Source organism: Neobacillus jeddahensis (assembly GCF_000612625.1).
In the GTDB taxonomy this organism is placed as follows: Bacteria; Bacillota; Bacilli; order Bacillales; family Cytobacillaceae; genus Neobacillus; species Neobacillus jeddahensis.
Genome location: NZ_CCAS010000001.1, coordinates 33246 through 50948 on the forward strand (window position 1 = coordinate 33246; position 17703 = coordinate 50948).

The window sequence follows — 17703 nt, forward strand, 5'->3', positions numbered from 1 at the left end:
CATTTATAAATGAATGACAAAACCATCAATTTTTCAGTGCGTGCCTGGCACCCACAATTAGTCTATAATAGAAGGATGTCGGAATGAAAAGCAGGATTTATTTCCTATGACTTTAGAAGATATAAGTAGGTGGGCACAATCGAGATCATAGAAACACGGGTGAGAGGGTTTATTTCAGACATCCAACACCCTAGTCAAAAAAAGAGAATCAATCTAAATGATTTAGAACTGCAATTACGCAAGCTGATGAATGATTATTTTGAGCTGGATGGCTATGCACAATTTTATAACACCATACAAACCTTACAAGCAGAAGGGGAGCTAATCCCCATACAAAATAATCAATACAACGGGAAAACACCCGCGCTTGCTTTATATTACTGGGTGAATCTTAAAACCCAGACATCCAAATGGGATCGTCTGGAGATGATGAAATTAAGTGATCAGTTTGATTTTTCCTATTATGAACGGTATCCCGAATGGCAATCAGAAGAGGAATGGAATCGCATCCAGAAGGTCTATTCTTTTTTACAATCGAGTCAGGAGCGAGAATGGGTTTCCGTCGAAGAAAGAAGCTTAGAGCTATTTGGCCATGAAAAATTTCTGTTAGATAGCGAACAGTTTTCGGATGGCAAAGGCTTTTTCACGAGAATAGGCATCACAGCAGAACAGCTTAAAATGGTGAACTATGGAGAGCCATTTGTGTTTTGGATCAAACAAGGAAAAGCCATCGATGAGATTCAGCGGATCCTCATCGTCGAAAATCTATCATTCTTTCATACTTCGATTCAATTAGTAGAAGCAGGCCAGTTGGACTATGAGCCTGATCTCATTATTTATGGGGAAGGGACGAAAATCGAACGAAGCTTTTCCTTTTTCTTTCGCATGTTTCCCCCGAAAAATTATCTTTTTTATTACGCAGGTGATCTGGATGCGGCCGGATATGGCATCCTTATCCGTCTGATTGAAAAATATCCAGCCAGTTGTATTCAGCCTGCCTTAAAAATTTATCGCAAAATGCTGGAATGTATGGAACAAAGGAATGATCAAAAACAAGGTCAAACACAAAATTACTTGGATGACTTTCTTCAATGGTTTACCGAAGAGGAGCAAGCCATACTCATGCAATTATGGAACGAAAATAAGCGGATTCCACAGGAAGTACTGACAATCGAAACTTGGAGGCGATGGATGTGAACGAATCATGGGAAGGCTTCGCAGGAAGAATGCAGCGATTAAATCCATTGTTTGAGCTTGGGAGGGGAATGGACGTAGGGGAGCTGAAACCTTATGTTCAAACGATTCTCATGCAAGTACTCCTCACCATCTTTTATCGGGAATTAAATGACGATGATCAAAGAAAAAAATCTGATATTAAGTACATGGTGGAAGAGGCAATCAAACAAATGAAGCTTCTCGCCGACGATAAGCAAATTGAGCGGATGACAAGTGGACTCTTATATTCAGGAAAGGAAGAGTACAGTCAACCGTTTGAAGCGTTATATTTCGATGAAATCAGGCAGGTCTGGGAGACTCAGGTGTTCCGGTATGTGACAATGGATGAGTTATACACCAATTTAGAGTTGGGCGGTTCCATTGTCTATAAACTCACCGAGATATCGCAGGAAATGATTTTTATGAGCAGGGAAATGGCGGAGGAATTCTCCATCACCATCGAACAACTGTACAGTATGCAGTTGATTAAAAACGGAAATTTCCGTAAAGCGACTCGAAACCTCGATCACCTCATTTCACGCGTCAACCGCTTAATGGCAAAAGAATTCTCCTTTCAAAAGGAAATGATCAATAATCCCAAAATCTTATTAATGGAAGAAGACATGCAACGGGCTGATAACCGTGCTGAAATCGAAAAGCAATTTGATGAGGAAAAAACGCACTTCCGGACCATTACGAGTATGATTGAAAAAACGAAACGAAGAAATGAAGAGGATGATGAGGTACAAAAAGAACTGCATCTTCTCCAAGAAAAAGTAGGCCATACTAGACAATTGCATGATCGGTTTGCGAAGCTCGTTATTCAAAACATTTCCTATGAACTGAAATTAAAAGCAGAAAACCCTTCTTTGTTTTGGGAAGATAGCTTGGTTTCATTCCGAGAACATCTTTATGAAAATGTGTTCATGAAGGAAGGCGTTCGTTCTTTTACGGAAATCGAAACCGTACTGTCTCCGTTATTTTCACCGAAGAATGAATTCATCCTGCCCCTTGATTGGATTTGGGGGGAACAGGAATTCGATGAAAAACAAGTTACGGATGTGGTCGTCGAGGAGGAGGCAGAAGAAAGCATCACTCGCTTGCGGGTGACGGACTGGAATTCTGTAAGTAAGGCTTGGAGTTATGTGTTTCAACATTTGCAAACAACGGGCGAGTTTTCATTAGTGGAACTATCCAACTTTCCATTAGAAGTGCAGGATCTATGGTTTGAAGAATCGGAAACAATCGACCTGTGGATGATGTTTGACAAGAAGCCGCTGAAGGTTCAAGTGCTGCATCGGAAGGAAGAGACTTTAAGCGATGAAAGGGAAATTCTCCTTTATAAACTAATGAATGAATACCCGCAGTTTCAAGTGTTTGAAGGCATGAAGATCTTTACGATGTTTGATCATCGGGCCGAACCTCTCCTGTGGCAGCGTATGAAAATAACCCCTTTTAAACTATGTATACAGGAGGCCCAATAAATGAGTGCAGAAGCCATCAAGAGAGCAGCGGCTGTCTATTTTACTCTCTTAAAAGATAAAGTCATCGATGAATATAGTGAACACTTTCAGACCTATTTTGATCCGGAGGTAAGACAGACCGTCCTGCTATTAGCAGATGAATCAGGTACCTATATCATTGAATCGCCTAAACGTATTCAATTGGTTGTCCAGCCAACTGGCTCCGTGTTTGCGACCCATTTTACTCATATGAAGGAAAAGCATAAACATATCGAGTCGAAAAAACATTTTCATCTCATTAGCGTGGTGATTATGTCTTTTTTAGCGAGCGTCGACCGTAATCAGGCAGCCAAAATTCGATCGCAGCGGGAAGGAATTAGCTACTACACATTAGAGCGACAAGTCAATGATCTGATTGTAAATTGGGGGAATATTCTAAAAACTAATCCTACCTTTGGTGAAGAAGAACGGATCGATATGAAGGAAGTTGTTACAACGTGGACATACATGGAAGTGGAAACGGAAGATTATGGCGCGAAAAAAGCCAATCGACGAACAAGAATCGGCTTAATTGCCACAGCCATGCGCTTATTGGAGACGGAACGGTTAGTCGTCATTCTCGATCGGGATGATATCCCCAAGGTGATCCCAAAGCAAGAGCTGTTTGAACGGATTGAATACTTGTACCATGATTATGATCGTTATGAATTATTGAAACAATTAATGACAGCAGAGGGGGATGGGCATGCCGAAGATTCATCGAATTAGAATTGTGGGCCTGAAGTACGATGGCATGCAAAAACAATATAAAAATACCACGTTTAACTTCCATAATGAGGAAACGTCAACAAATGGCCTCATTTCGATGATGAACGGCGGTGGGAAAGGAGTATTCCTTCAAACCATCTTCCAAATTCTCAAACCTGGAACCTCTTGGGGAAAACAAAATAATCGCTATTATCAGCAATTCTTCTTTAATAATAAGGAACAATTTATCCCTTATACCTTTCATGTGGTGATTCAGTGGGAATTAGATGGTGCGGACCGCCGTCATCTCGTCACGGGGGGAATGTTCTCAGCTGAGCAGCGAATCTCGATGAGTGAAGAAACGGGAAATGAAGGTAGAACGCTTGAACAGGAAGCAAAAATCCTCCCTACTTTTACATTTTATACAAGAGAGTTTGAACGGAAAGAAGAAGCAGTCCTCGAGCATATTCCCCTTTATGAAAATGAGGAAGTGGCCGACACTGAGGTGTTGAAAGACTATTTAAAATGGAATGGATATGATGTTTACCGAGATACGAAAAAGCATGTTCGCATTCTTGATACATACGGAATTAACCGTAAAGACTGGGATATTCTCAAGGACATTAATAAGGATGAAGGCGGGGTTGGAAAATACTTTGAGGGAGCAGAGGATGATCATTCTTTGTTCCAAAAACGAATCATTCCTACTGTTAGTCAAGTCTTACATCGAACAGAACATCAAAAGAACGATCTTGTGGAAATCTTCAAGAGCCAGGCAAGTATTGCGAAGGACCTGCCTGTACTTTTAAAAAGAGAACAAGCCCACAAGGAGTTTTTAGAGGATATTATCCCATTTGAAGAACACATAGCAAAAGGGATTGAACATAAAGAAATTATAGAAGATGGCATTAAGGTAGGAAGACAACTGCTTGGTGCATTAGAGCATTTGAAGAAAACAGAAGAGGAAACGATTCTTACTTTAGAAAAAGACATTGAAAAATTAACCGTAAAACAAGCTAATTTACGTTTCCAAAAAGACAACTTGGAGTTTGCGAAAGCACATAGAGAAGTACGAGATTGGGAGAAGAAATTAGAAGATGAACGGAAAAAGCACACAACTTTACAAGAACATGTCAAAGAAAAGCAGGAACGAAAAGAAGAGCTTTCCTTTCAGACGATCTTAAAAGAGTGGTATGAATACGAACAAACTATTCACTCCCTTTCTCAGCAAATGGCGAAATTAGAACAAAACAGCGGCTTGGTGCAGGTTAATCAACGAATGGATGAAATCAAAAAAGAAGCCTTAGTGCAATGGGAGAATTCTTACCAATCGATCCAAACGGCGATGAAGCAGTATCATGGCTACCAAAGGTTCTTAAAGAAAAAAGAAACCGAACTGACACAGCAGGATAAACAAAAGACCATGGAGCTGGCGCAGCTTTCTACGGAAATGGATCGTCTCTATACGCAAATGCATGCGTTCGAGTCAAAGGAAAATGCGCTTATAAACGAGTTTGGCGACCGCATCACCTATGATTTAAATGGGTATATCGAAAGCCTAGCAAAACAAATCGAAACCAAAAAGGCTCAGTTAGAAGAGCTGTCTGCAAAAGATCATGAATCTACGGAAAAGCAAAAGCAGCTAGCTGCATCACACGGTACCCTTGCTCAATCCATTACGTTTTCAGAAGAAAAATGTGACGAGCTAAAGCAAGCAAATGATGCGCAAACGCAAAAAGAAGCAAAACTAGTTGAGAAGCTTCGTGGTTTACTAGAGGATGTCACGGTGCCATTAAGTCACGCTCTATTATCGAAATATTCCCTTCAGATAGAAGGACTGCTGGGACAGAATAAGCAACAAGGGGAACAAGTGAAAAAAGAGCTTTGGAAAACACAGCTCGACCATTCTTTAAATGATGATCATTTCTGGATTGCCAATAAGGATGTGAAAGAGTTAAAGGAATGGATTGATGAAAAAACGGGGATTGATGTATTCTTTGGAACGCAATTTCTCCAATCCTTAAGTCCCGAGGATTTAGCGAAGACCCTTTTGACGTATCCGCTTCTCCCATATGGTTTGGTTGTCAGTCAACATCAATGGCAAAAAATTAATCAGCAGGTTCTTTCCGGAAGATTGTTTAATAGCCCTGTCCCCATCTTCTTGCGTGAGGAAATGAACCAAGCAAAGGATCAAGCTTCTTTTGTTATCCTTAACGGAATCGAACAAACGCTAGTAACAGATAAAAATCAATTCACTAGCTGGAAAATTAGGATTGCGAAACAAATAGAAGAAAAGCAAGAAACGCTTGATGAAATCGAGAAAACAGAGCTCTCATTCCGTCGTATTTTAAAAGAAATTGATCGATTCCTATCAAGTGAGCTTTCCATTGATCTTGAAAGAACACTCAGTCAGGAACAGAATGCTCTTCTGTCTGAGAAAATGAAACTACAAGACATCATTACGCAAGCGGAAAAAGAGAAGGAATTGCAGCGGCAAATTAAAGAACAGTTGGAACAAACGAAACGAAAAGTGAAAAAGCTTTCAACAGACGTAGATACATTAACTACTTTTGATGATGAAAAGAGGCTTCATCAAGAAAATAAACAATTGAAGCTAGAGAAAGACAAACAGAAGGAAGCTTTGACGATCAGGCAACAGGAAATAAGTAAAGAGCACCAAACGATCGTTGACTTGCAAAGCAAGTGGAAGCAAACCTATTTTGAATGGAAGCTGACCATCGAACAAACGATCAAAGAAATTGCTGCCTTTATTAATGTTGCGGCGTTTCCAACTGAAGAAAAGGCAGACCTAAGTGAAGAGGTTCCCCGTCTTTCACCGCATCTTTTAGAAGAGATGAATGGGAGTATCGAGGAATTAAAGCAGCTGCAAAAATCAAAAGAAGAGCAAGCTAGTGAATTATTGGTGATTCAAGCGACAAGAGAATCAGAGCAAAAGCAACAAAAGAAATTGGAGAAAAAACTGATCGTTCATCATGAGAGTTGGAAGGAAAATCCTGAACCAGATGAACCGATTAGTATATTGGAAAATATGCTGCAAACCGCCCAGAAGGAAGCAAGGACAGCAGAAAAAGAAGAGCGTGACCAAGGTACTGCCGTAACCGTAGCAGAAACCTCCTTACAGCATGCGAAAGGGCAGCGTGAAAAGTTAGGCAAGAAGGTCGCCAAGCATGAAAAACAGCCTGAAGAATGGGAAGACCTTGACTTAGAGGTAAAGGCCGTCGAAATTACTGATCAAACGAAAATAGCGAAAGATGAAGTAAAGCAGACGGAAAAGCTCCTAAAGGAAACAGAAGCGACTATTACTGGCTATGAAGGGGATCTGTTAACTTTATCCGTGATTCTTAAAGAGGAAGCAGCTGCATTCACGGATCAGGATGTCGAAAAAATTAAGAATCAAGGGAAAGCCTGCATCTTGTCCTGGTGTGAAGAGCATCAAGCGATTCAGGAAGAAGGTCAAGAGAAGCATGCGAAAATCGAACAATCTTTGCGCAATGTAAAGCTAGCGATTGAAGGGAAAGATTGGGAGATTCGTTTTAAAAATGAAGTGTTAACAACACTTGACCATATGGATACTAGGCATTATTCGCATATTCAAACGATTGTTAAAAATATGAAGCGTTTTTCACAAAGCGGATTGGAGCAATTAGAACGTGACAAAGAACGAGCCGAAAAGGCGCAAAACTTCTGGGCTAGCCGTGCCAGCATGAAGGTGATGAGTATTTCGGAGTCGATTCGTTCGATGATTGTGAAAATGAAGCTGAAAAATGAACGAGGCTCGTTTCCGCTTGTCCAACTCAAAGAGGACATCCTACCGAAAAGGGCAGAAGAGATCGAGCCATTACTGAAGCAGCATTTTGTCGCTGCCATTAACAAAATTACGAAACAGTTTGATTTGATTGATAACAACAATCTATCATTAGAACAAGAAATCAAACAGCTTATTAGTGATGAGCAAATTTTATTTGTATCGCTTCGAAATCGATACCCTGAGCTGCTCGTCTATAATATGCGAACGGATAACGCCTTTATGTATGGTAAGCCAAAAAGAGAGCATTATTCAACCTGGCAGACAATTAATCAAGGATCTAAGACGAAATCAGACGGAAGCGGCGGACAAAAGCTTTCCGCTCGTATGGTCATGATGATGATGTTATTATCAGTGAAAAGCGAAACCGATCAAAGCTGGGTTCCGTTAGTCTGTGATAATCCATTTGGACAAGCTGCATCGGCACATGTTCTTGACCCGATCTTCGCTGTCGCTGAGAAACTGAAATTTCAATTCATCGTCGTGACACCACCTGAACTGGTGAAAACAGAAATAAGCCAACGATTCGATGCCTACTATAAATTGGACTTTATCCGTGAAAAAGGAAAAGAAATCGTTTCAGACACCATTGTGCCGGCATTTCGAATCTATCAGGGCGAGGAAGTCATTCAATAGGGTGAACGTATCATTATTTTAAAATTAACTTCCATAAAGTGTTAGGTATTTTTGCTAAAAAAACTTCCATCTGTATAGCCAGCAAAAAAGGATCCAAACTAAAAAGGCGGATTATGAACTCACAGTCCAAACTTGAAAAGGTGGTGCAAAAATGTCTAACAAGAAGAATAAGCAAATCAGGAATAATCCTGCAATGCCAAAAACAGATGTAGAATTCGCGAACAATGGACTTGAACGGGTAGCCTTAAAGTCTCAAGAAAAAAAAGAGAAGTAACAATAAGATGGACATAAACTGTATGTCAATTGTAGTCAACTCTTTACAATTGGCGTACAGTTTTTTTGATTTTACCTTTTAAAATAAACGAGCAATTATTTGTCATACTATCATGCATTTGCATTTCCAAAAGCAGGTACATGAATATTCTCCTGCTTCCATTAAGTACAAGTGATACAAGCTTTTCTAAAGATGACTTTACGCCGATCGAACTGCAATGAACTGTATCATCCATGCTATAGTTTCACCTCTGAATGACAAAAAGTATACAAATGAATGACAGACTGTTTACCACTTCATACCTTCTTGATGCAAGATCATTCTTCCGCAATCCGGCCATATTGTTGAGGGAGAGCAACGATTAACCATATATTGGAGGTAAATGATTTTAGGGTTAAGTCGGTCCGAAAAAAGCACTTTTTCGGACCTGGTTTTTGAGGAGTTGTATAGATGGCATTCGCCATATGCTATATTTTAATCATTATTTGTAAAGCCTGTTTTTGTGTCTCATCAACGAGTGGCAGCATCTTTTTCAGCTTTAACTTTGTATTTTTGAAAGCTATACAAATTAAACTTAATCGAAATCAGATACGCATAAAGAGGCGTGTCTTTTTGTTAACAGGATAGATTGTAGAATAAATCTAATAGAAAGGACAGGTTAGCTAATAAACAAATTGTGATTAGGAGTGCCATTGCTAATATAGATTATTCTTTTTATAATTGGTGAGAAAAGACTAGTAAGAAGTGAGATTTTGGGAGGAAAAAAATGAATTTGGATTTTGGTACAATAAATTATTTAGCAGTAATTTTAGGTGCGGTTGCTATTTGCATTCTAGGTTCATTCTGGTATTCACCTATGATATTCTGGAATACTTGGCAAACGTTAAAGGGGTTGAAGCAGGAGGATCTTCCTAGCTTGGGAAAAGTGATGACTGGTTCGATTTTGATGGCTATTGTAAATTCTTTTTTGTTAGCGATTATTGCTCAATGGGCAAATATAGATGGTTGGGCAGAAGGTTTGTGGCTCGGGTTAGTAGTAGGTCTTGTCATTGCTGCCACCTCTGCCACTAATGCCCTATATGAAGGGATGAAGTTGAAACTTTACATGATAACGGCTGGTTTTCATGTTATCAGCATCATAATTGCAGGGATTATTATCGGCAGTTTCTCTTGATATTTTCTCTCAAATTTATTGGATATCTTTTGGGATAGAGATAATAATCAAGTCCAGAGCCATTAAACTAGCGGGTACTTTAACAAAATGAAACTTGCTGCACAGGGAATGATACCGATACTCAACAATCGGGCGCAATTATTAAATAAATGACAAATATTATAGGTGATGTTTTTTTGAAAAAAGAAGTGAAAAATGATTTAACTAAAGTTATATCCGTGTCTGTTGTAGGTACAATTCTAATATTGTTGGTTCCTGTTCTTTTTCTCCATAGATGTATTCCATTATAGGGCGCGTTTGTGTAACATCAAAAGCCTAATTCCTTACTAAAAATACGGAGGAATTAGGCTTTTTTATCTTTCAAAATTTTTAAAGTTGTAAATTTGGATTTCTGACGTACCTATTTGTAATACTTGGGGATAAATGGTGAACACAGTGGCGAGCATTGGTAAAAAACATGATAGAATGAAAAATAGTTAATAAAATCTTTAATAATGGAATATTTCGCCAAATGAGTTTAAACATACTAAATTTTTATATAGAATATCAAATAGTATAAATGTACTGTATTTCTTCGGGGGTGCAAGAATGCTAGGAAAAATGTTGGATAATAAAAGGTCTGGAATTGTAGGAGATGCACTATCACATAATTTTAGAAATAATGAGGCTAGAAATGACAGGGAAACCCGTTATTCGAGGTTAATGAATCAAATCATTAAAGCAGGTGTGAAAACGAAGGTGTTGATGCTTTCAGCAACGCCTGTAAATAACAAAATGAATGATTTAAAGAATCAAGTAGCTTTTATTACGGAAGGTATAGACGAGGCTTTGGAAGCGGCTGGGATTGAAAGTATTGAACAGACGTTGAGAAAAGCACAGCTGTCATTTAATAAATGGCTCAAATTAGAAGATCAGGAACGAAAATCTGATACTCTACTTGAAATGTTGAACTTTGACTATTTTAAATTACTGGATGCAGTAACAATCGCTCGTTCAAGAAAACATATTGAAAAATACTATAACATGGCAGAAATCGGAAAATTCCCAGAACGGTTAAAGCCAAGAAATGTTCATGCCGATATCGATGAGTACAATGAGTTTCCTGAAATAAAGGAAGTAAATAAGCTCATTAACAGATTGAATCTAAGTGCGTACTCACCATTGAAATATGTAATGCCTGAAAAACAAGAGGAGTATAGTCGTAAATATGATAAGAAAGTAAAAGGCGGATCAGTTTTTAAGCAAATTGACCGTGAACGCAGCCTTGTCCACTTAATGAGGGTAAACCTACTTAAGCGAATGGAAAGCTCGATCCATTCATTTGGGATGACTGTAGCCTCTCTTTTAACAAAAATAGATGACTTGTTAGTAAAACTTGATCATATTCAACAATATTCGAATTCCGATATTACTATTAATGAAATTGATATTGATGATGAAGATGTTGAAAACATGTTAATAGGGTCGAAGGTAAAAGTCTTACTCCAAGATATCGATCGTATTAAATGGAAACAAGATTTACAGGATGATAGGGAGAAACTTGAGAAATTACTAATAGAATCAGCAAAAGTACAGGCTCCACGTGATGTCAAATTAAACAAGTTAAAATCTATGATCGAGCAAAAGCTTCTTTATCCTATTAATGGCGATAACAAGAAGATCATCATCTTTACTGCTTTTGCTGACACGGCAAGTTACTTGTATGAAGAGATATCAGAATGGGTCTCGAATCATCATGGTATAAATACTGCACTCGTCACTGGCTCTGGCGGTAACCAGACTACATTAAAAGGAATACAAAAAGATTTAAATTCTATCTTGACGAATTTTTCACCACAATCCAAGGAGCGAAGTAAAATCAATTCTAGTATAGTGGATGAAATTGATATATTAATTGCAACAGACTGTATTTCAGAGGGGCAAAATCTTCAAGACTGTGATTATTTAATTAATTATGATATCCATTGGAATCCAGTTCGAATTATACAGCGATTTGGTCGTATTGACCGTCTTGGGTCTAAGAATGACGTTATTCAGCTTGTGAACTTTTGGCCGAACATGGACCTAGATGAGTACATTAACCTAGAAGCCCGTGTCAGTGGGAGAATGGTGCTCCTTGATATTTCCGCGACTGGTGAAGAAAATGTTATTGAGTACGATGAAAAGAAACAAATGAATGATCTAGAATATCGTAAGAAGCAATTGAAGCAACTACAGGAAGAGGTTGTTGATTTAGAGGATATCTCTGGAGCAAAATTCTTTTGAGTACTTGTCATAAAAGGCTTAATAAAAATGCTAGGACCAAAGTTGTTATTGAACAACCCACTATAACAGGATGGTTTCAACCGAAGGGAGAAGTTAAAGCATATTCCAAACTATTGAATGCATTGACAATTTCAAATTTAACTTTCGAAAATCTATATAGGATCTATGATGATGTTCACCAATGGTTACATTGTGAAAAGCTTATTCCATTAGTAGGGTCTGTTCCTACAAATACAGAAAATAGAGAAAAGGCGATTCTTTCTTTGGTTCAAGTACAAGATCACCAAAAAGCCATTGAGCAATTACAGCAAGAACAAAAAAGACAACTTGATTTTGGGGTAAAGATGGAGCTACATATGAAAATAAAAAGTCAAGAACAACAAATCAACATTCATTTACAACAAATAAGGGAGTTGTGTTAATTGCAGAAATTAGACGGGAAAACCTTCAATGTTGTAATGGACAATATTGATAAGCTAAAAGAATTATTCCCAGAAGTAGTGACGGAAAATAAAATTGACATGGACAAATTGCGTATCGTTTTAGGTGAACATGTCGAAAAGGAAAAGGAAAGATACGAATTTACTTGGAATGGAAAAACAGAAGCAATCCAACTTTCACAAAAGCAAACAACTGGGACATTACTTCCATGTAAGGAAGAGAGTGTGAATTGGGAAACGGCCCAGAACCTGTATATTGAAGGCGATAATCTTGAAGTACTTCGTCTTCTGCAAACCTCGTATCGAAATAAAGTAAAAGTGATCTATGTTGATCCACCCTATAATACGGGGCGAGATTTCGTCTACAAGGATAATTTTCATGACAATATAAAAAGTTATACCGAAAGACTAGAAGAAAACATGAAATCAAATGCAGAAACAAACGGTAGATATCACACAGATTGGTTAAACATGATGTATCCACGATTAAAAATAGCTAGAAGTTTATTAGCTGACGATGGAATCCTATTTATTAGTATTGATGATCATGAAGTAGATAACTTAAAAAAACTATGTAACGAGATTTTTGGCGAAAACAATTTTGTTGCACTGTTACCGACAATTATGAACTTAAAGGGAAATAACGATCAATTTGGTTTTTCGGGTACTCATGAATATACACTGGTATATGTTAAGAATATTGAGAAGATAGAAGATTTTTATGGCCTTCCTTTAAGTGAGGAAGATCAAAAGGAATATCTGTTAAAAGACGAGAAGGGTTTTTATAAAAAGGGCGCGACGTTAATGAGGACTGGCGAAGCGGGCGCAAGAGAGAAAAGGCCTAAAGGATACTATCCTGTCTATGTGTCCAGTGATTATACACGAATGAGTGTGGAGAAAATGAAGACAGATGATCTGGTCGTGTATCCCAAAACAAAAAACGGAAAGGAAATGTCCTGGAGACGGTCGAAAGAAAATCTGGCGAATACGATTAATGAATTCATTATTACACCCACAAAAGATGGTGTAGCGTTTAATAAAAAGCAAAGATTAGATGAAGATATGGTGAATGGTAAAAAAGCAAAAACACTTTTTTATAAGCCTAGTTATAGTAGTGGGAATGGGACGAATGAAATTAGAGATTTATTAGGTGGACGTTATTTTGATAATCCCAAACCAGTAGAGCTGCTAAAGGACTTTATCCGGATTGCTGCTCGTGAAGGGATTATTCTAGACTTCTTTTCTGGATCAGCAACAGCTGCACAAGCGACAATGGAGTTAAACGCAGTCGATAAAGGGAAAAGACGATTTATTATGGTTCAGTTACCAGAGATGACAGATAAGTCTTCAGAAGCATATAAAGCTGGTTATAAAAATATTTGTGATATCGCAAAAGAACGAATTCGTCGAGCAGGAAAGAAGATTGTTGAAGAACATCAAGCTTCAAACGGAAATGATTCGCTTGATATTGGCTTTAAAGTTTTCAAGCTTTCCAATACGAATCTAAAAGAATGGAACGAGGAATCACTAGATTTGGAAAAGGAATTATTAGATATAGTAGAGCCCATTAAAGCGGGGCGTACACAAGAAGACGTGGTCTATGAAATCCTCCTGAAATATGGTATCGATTTAAATGTTCCCATTGACATAACGAACATTGCTGGTAAAACAGTATATTCAGTCGGAATGGGGTATCTCCTTATCTGTTTAGATTACGAGCTGACACTAGAGCAAATTGAAGAAATGGCAAAACGGAATCCAGCACGAATTGTATTTTATGATGAAGGATTTAAAGACGATACGGTTCGTACAAATGCACAGCAAATTTTGAAACGTTATGGTGTTGACGATATCCGTGTCATATAAGGAGGATTGGTGAAATGAAAATTAAGTTTGATGAACAACAATATCAGCTTGACGCCATTCAATCCATCACTGATATCTTCGAAGGTCAAACCGTTAAAGTATCAAATTTTACCGTCAGTATGGGTGAAATTGTTGGGCAAGAAATAACAGAGCTTGGGATTGGAAATAAGCTGGAGTTATCGGAAGCAGAAGTACTTGAAAATGTTCAAAAAATACAAATGCGTAATCATTTAAAAAAGAGCTCCAACATTCAAGAATGGAATTTCACCGTCGAGATGGAAACTGGAACGGGAAAAACGTATGTGTATACGAGAAGCATTTTTGAATTAAATAAAAGATACGGCTTTTCTAAGTTTATAATCGTTGTCCCAAGCGTGGCTATTCGTGAGGGGGTCTATAAATCTTTACAAATGACGGAAGAACATTTTGCTAATATGTATCCTGGGCAGCATTGTCATTATTTTAAATATGATTCTTCCAAGCTAGAACAAGTTCGTGAATACGCAACAAGTACGAATATTGAAGTAATGATTATCAATATTGATGCATTCAAGAAAAGCTTTGATGATCCAGAAAAGGAAAACAAGGCTAACCTCATTCACCGTGAAAGAGACACGATGAATGGAAAAAAGCCGATTCAATTTATCCAAGAAACAAACCCTATCGTTATTATTGATGAGCCGCAAAGTGTAGATAACACTGATAAAGCAAAGGATGCAATTGTTTCGTTACATCCACTTTGTAAATTACGTTATTCTGCTACACATAGGGACACTTACAATCTAATGTATAAACTAGACCCTGTTGATGCCTATGAGAAAAAGCTCGTTAAGAAAATTGAAGTGTTATCCGTTAATTCAGATGATGACTTTAACGATCCGTATATTAAACTCGTTAGTGTATCCAACACAAATGGATATAAAGCGACGGTTGAACTAGATGAGAAAAAGAAAAATGGTACAGTTACAAGAGTGAAAAAGGAAATAAACCCAAGCAGTAAGAACAACTTATATCTATTATCTGGGGAACGGGAACTCTACCGTGGTTATATTGTTGAAGGAATCGATTGCTATCCTGGAAACGAAATGGTTGAATTTGAAAACGGGAAGACGTTGAAATTGGGGGAAACAATTGGTGGAATTGATGATGATGTATTAAAGAGATATCAAATAAGAGAAGCCATTCGTACACATTTAGATAAGGAAAAGAGACTAGTTCACCATGGGATAAAAGTTCTTTCACTTTTCTTTATTGATAAAGTTGAAAATTACAGAATTTATCCAAAGGGACAACCATGGCAAAAAGGGAAATATGCCAAAATGTTTGAAGAAGAGTATGTTAGCCTGATGAAGCTGCCTAAATACCGATCACTCTTTGCGGAAGACCAGTACATTTCGCACCAAAGTGCTGAAGTGGTTCATGATGGATACTTTTCACAAGATAAGAGTGGAAATTTTAAAGATAGTAAACTTGCGAAAGATGGCAGCCTACGGTCGAATAAAGATGATGAATCAGCATTTGAACTCATTATGAAAGAAAAAGAAAAATTACTTAGCTTTGAGACGCCTTTACGATTTATCTTTTCTCACTCTGCCTTAAAAGAAGGTTGGGATAATCCAAATGTTTTCCAAATATGTACCCTAGTTGAAACCAAGGACCCATTCACAAAGAGGCAAAAAATTGGTCGTGGATTGCGCTTATCTGTGAACCAAGATGGACAAAGACAGTATGACGAGAATATTAATGTCCTTACCATAATCGCAAATGAATCTTACCAAGAATTTGCTGAGTCGCTTCAGAAGGAAATGGAAGAGGAGACAGATGTTAAGTTTGGATACCTTGAAGAACAATCCTTCTCTACCATTACCCTGACAGATGTGGACACTGGAGAGTCAAAAGAAATAGGTTATGACTATTCTGCTAAAGTGTATTCCTTCCTTGTTAAAGAAAAATTTCTTGATAAAAAAGGAAAGGTAGAAACCAAGTTAAAGGAAGCGATTGCATCCGAAACCTTCGCTGTTCCAGAGGAATTTACCGAAATAAAGCATGATATTGAACGGATCATCAGAAATTCCATTAAGAAGCTACCGATCTTTAATAAGAAAGACGAAGTGAAGATTACCCTGAATAAGGAAGTACTACTCAGTGATGAGTTTAATCAGCTCTGGGACCAAATTAAATATAAGACTACTTATTCAGTTGATTTGGATTCAGAAACGCTTAAGTGGCGCTGTATAGAGGCAGTCCAAAAGCTAGACCCATTCAAGGCAAGGAAAATTAAACGAGAAAATGCACTGTTAAAAGTGGATCAATCTGGTGTTTCTGGTACAGGGCAGACAATAAGAGTATATGAAGCACTAGAAGAGAAGCGACGTTTGCCAGATATACTTCGTTATTTACAGGAACAAACAAATCTCAAAAGACGTACACTTGTTGATATCTTAATTGGTTCCGAGCGTTTGAAAGACTTTGAAAAGAATCCTCAAGCATTTATGGAAGCTGTTATGAAAATCATTAATAGAGAAAAGAAAAAGCTTATTATCGATGGAATTAAATATGAACGAATCGGCGATCATGCTTTTTATCAGCAATCATTGTTTGAGAATCAAGAGCTTGTTGCCTATATGAAGGCTAATGCTGTTGAAGTATCAAACAATAAATCAGTCTATAATTATATTCGCTACGATTCTAGTGTGGAGCAGGCGTTTGCTGAAAAGTTGAATAATGACGCTGATGTAAAGCTATTTGTAAAGCTTCCTTCTGCGTTCGTCATTGATACACCACTGGGCAATTACAATCCTGACTGGGCTGTGTTGGTCGAGAAAGAGGGAGTTGAGACCTTGTTCTTTGTTGTTGAGACAAAAGGAAGCACTGACCAAGAGGACCTCCGAATGAGAGAAGATGGAAAAATTACATGTGGGCGGAAACACTTTGCAGCACTAGAGAGCGGAGTGACCTATAAGCTAGCAAATAGCTTTGAGGAATTCAAAATGGAAGTCTAATTGCTATAATCTTTTCTACGTTTAGATTTATCTAAATTCAAAAAGGGTTGATGCATGATTAAATGCACCAACCTTTTTAGCCGATAGGAAAGTATAAATTTACTATCGGGCATAGTGCAACTATGCCTCTGTCTTCACCCTTTGGACTCGCCAATCGGCGAGTTTTCTTTATCACCAATTGTCTCCATTTATTTAATCGAGCCGTTTTATCCTCTATTTATTCCTATGTTGAAGTTGAAGCGGTTCTTCTATTTGTTCACCATTAATCGCCACATAAATGGCTTTTTTTTCGACAATGTTTACGTTATAACTTGTAATTCCTGCGTCTGCTATTTCTCTAAGAAAGTCTAAAAAGGGAATGGTAATATTCTCGATTGCTTGTAATGTCTGATTTCTATTTAACTGATTTGAAATTACAAAATCTACTTGCGGTTTTGTTTTTAACTCTGAGTCCGTACCCTTGTATGTGGCTACACCTGTAGCAACATCAATAACGTATTGAGTAATGGCGCTATCGGATAATTCTTTCAGAAATTCAGCGAAGCTGGTCTTTCCTGTGCTTCTTCTTTCAATAATCTCATCTAACTCTTTCTCCGTTAGTTTGTCATTCATGTTCGATCCTCCATCCTGAGATTTTCTTCATCATTTTAACCTTAATGCTAGTTCTTATGCTAAATGATTGTAAAGGTTATCCCATATTGAATATTGCTAAAGGATAAATAGAATAATAGGGATTCCTTGACTATAGATTCTGGGATTGATAATATGCAAATAGATAATTCTGAATTTTTAAAT

General features: G+C 37.7%; 12 protein-coding genes. 10 read left to right on the plus strand and 2 right to left on the minus strand.

All coding sequences use genetic code 11. The features are described from left to right. The first annotated feature begins 129 nt into the window (after window positions 1–129). The 5 genes from TY15_RS00165 to TY15_RS25070 all read left to right on the plus strand — a co-directional run bounded on the left by TY15_RS00165 (window position 130) and on the right by TY15_RS25070 (window position 8161). Window positions 130–1197: a Wadjet anti-phage system protein JetD domain-containing protein gene (locus tag TY15_RS00165; RefSeq protein WP_040209115.1), complete on the plus strand. Its 1068-nt coding sequence runs from the start codon at window positions 130–132 to the stop codon at window positions 1195–1197. Beyond that, a complete protein-coding gene (locus TY15_RS00170) occupies window positions 1188–2699 on the plus strand; it encodes a hypothetical protein (protein ID WP_244440861.1) in 1512 nt (503 codons plus the stop codon). Before TY15_RS00165 ends, TY15_RS00170 begins: the two co-directional genes overlap by 10 nt. After that, on the plus strand, window positions 2700–3446 hold the full coding sequence (locus TY15_RS00175; RefSeq protein WP_040209113.1) for a DUF6063 family protein: 747 nt from the start codon (window positions 2700–2702) through the stop codon (window positions 3444–3446). Then, a complete protein-coding gene (locus TY15_RS00180) occupies window positions 3424–7887 on the plus strand; it encodes a coiled-coil domain-containing protein (protein ID WP_040209112.1) in 4464 nt (1487 codons plus the stop codon). Before TY15_RS00175 ends, TY15_RS00180 begins: the two co-directional genes overlap by 23 nt. A gap of 151 nt (window positions 7888–8038) precedes the next feature. Then, the gene (locus tag TY15_RS25070; protein WP_257000306.1) at window positions 8039–8161 is read left to right on the plus strand and encodes a hypothetical protein; all 123 of its coding nucleotides are present in this window, start codon (window positions 8039–8041) and stop codon (window positions 8159–8161) included. A 43-nt stretch (window positions 8162–8204) separates the two neighbouring features. Here the strand turns inward: TY15_RS25070 and TY15_RS00185 are convergent, their stop codons facing one another. Next, a complete protein-coding gene (locus TY15_RS00185; protein ID WP_040209111.1) occupies window positions 8205–8396 on the minus strand; it encodes a hypothetical protein in 192 nt (63 codons plus the stop codon). Window positions 8397–8927: 531 nt separating this feature from the next. On the opposite strand from TY15_RS00185, the gene TY15_RS23075 reads away from it, so the two are divergent. From TY15_RS23075 to TY15_RS00210, 5 genes are all read left to right on the plus strand, one after another. Then, entirely contained in the window at window positions 8928–9335 is a 408-nt protein-coding gene (locus TY15_RS23075; protein WP_052353670.1) for a DUF1761 domain-containing protein, read from the plus strand. Between the two features lie 588 nt (window positions 9336–9923). Further along, entirely contained in the window at window positions 9924–11600 is a 1677-nt protein-coding gene (locus TY15_RS00195; RefSeq protein ID WP_306454204.1) for a DEAD/DEAH box helicase, read from the plus strand. Next, a complete protein-coding gene (locus tag TY15_RS00200; protein ID WP_040209110.1) occupies window positions 11597–12022 on the plus strand; it encodes a DUF4391 domain-containing protein in 426 nt (141 codons plus the stop codon). The genes TY15_RS00195 and TY15_RS00200 overlap by 4 nt, the downstream gene beginning before the upstream one ends. Continuing rightward, window positions 12023–13906: a site-specific DNA-methyltransferase gene (locus TY15_RS00205; RefSeq protein ID WP_040209109.1), complete on the plus strand. Its 1884-nt coding sequence runs from the start codon at window positions 12023–12025 to the stop codon at window positions 13904–13906. It begins immediately after the preceding gene. Between the two features lie 14 nt (window positions 13907–13920). Next, window positions 13921–16908 (plus strand): type III restriction-modification system endonuclease, encoded by a 2988-nt coding sequence (locus TY15_RS00210; RefSeq protein WP_040209108.1) that lies wholly within the window; start codon window positions 13921–13923, stop codon window positions 16906–16908. Between the two features lie 213 nt (window positions 16909–17121). On the opposite strand, the gene TY15_RS00215 is transcribed toward TY15_RS00210, so the two are convergent. Then, window positions 17122–17520 carry a DUF1398 family protein gene (locus tag TY15_RS00215; protein ID WP_040209107.1) on the minus strand — a complete coding sequence of 133 codons (399 nt, stop codon included), beginning with the start codon at window positions 17518–17520 and terminating at the stop codon, window positions 17122–17124. Between the last annotated feature and the right edge of the window lie 183 nt (window positions 17521–17703).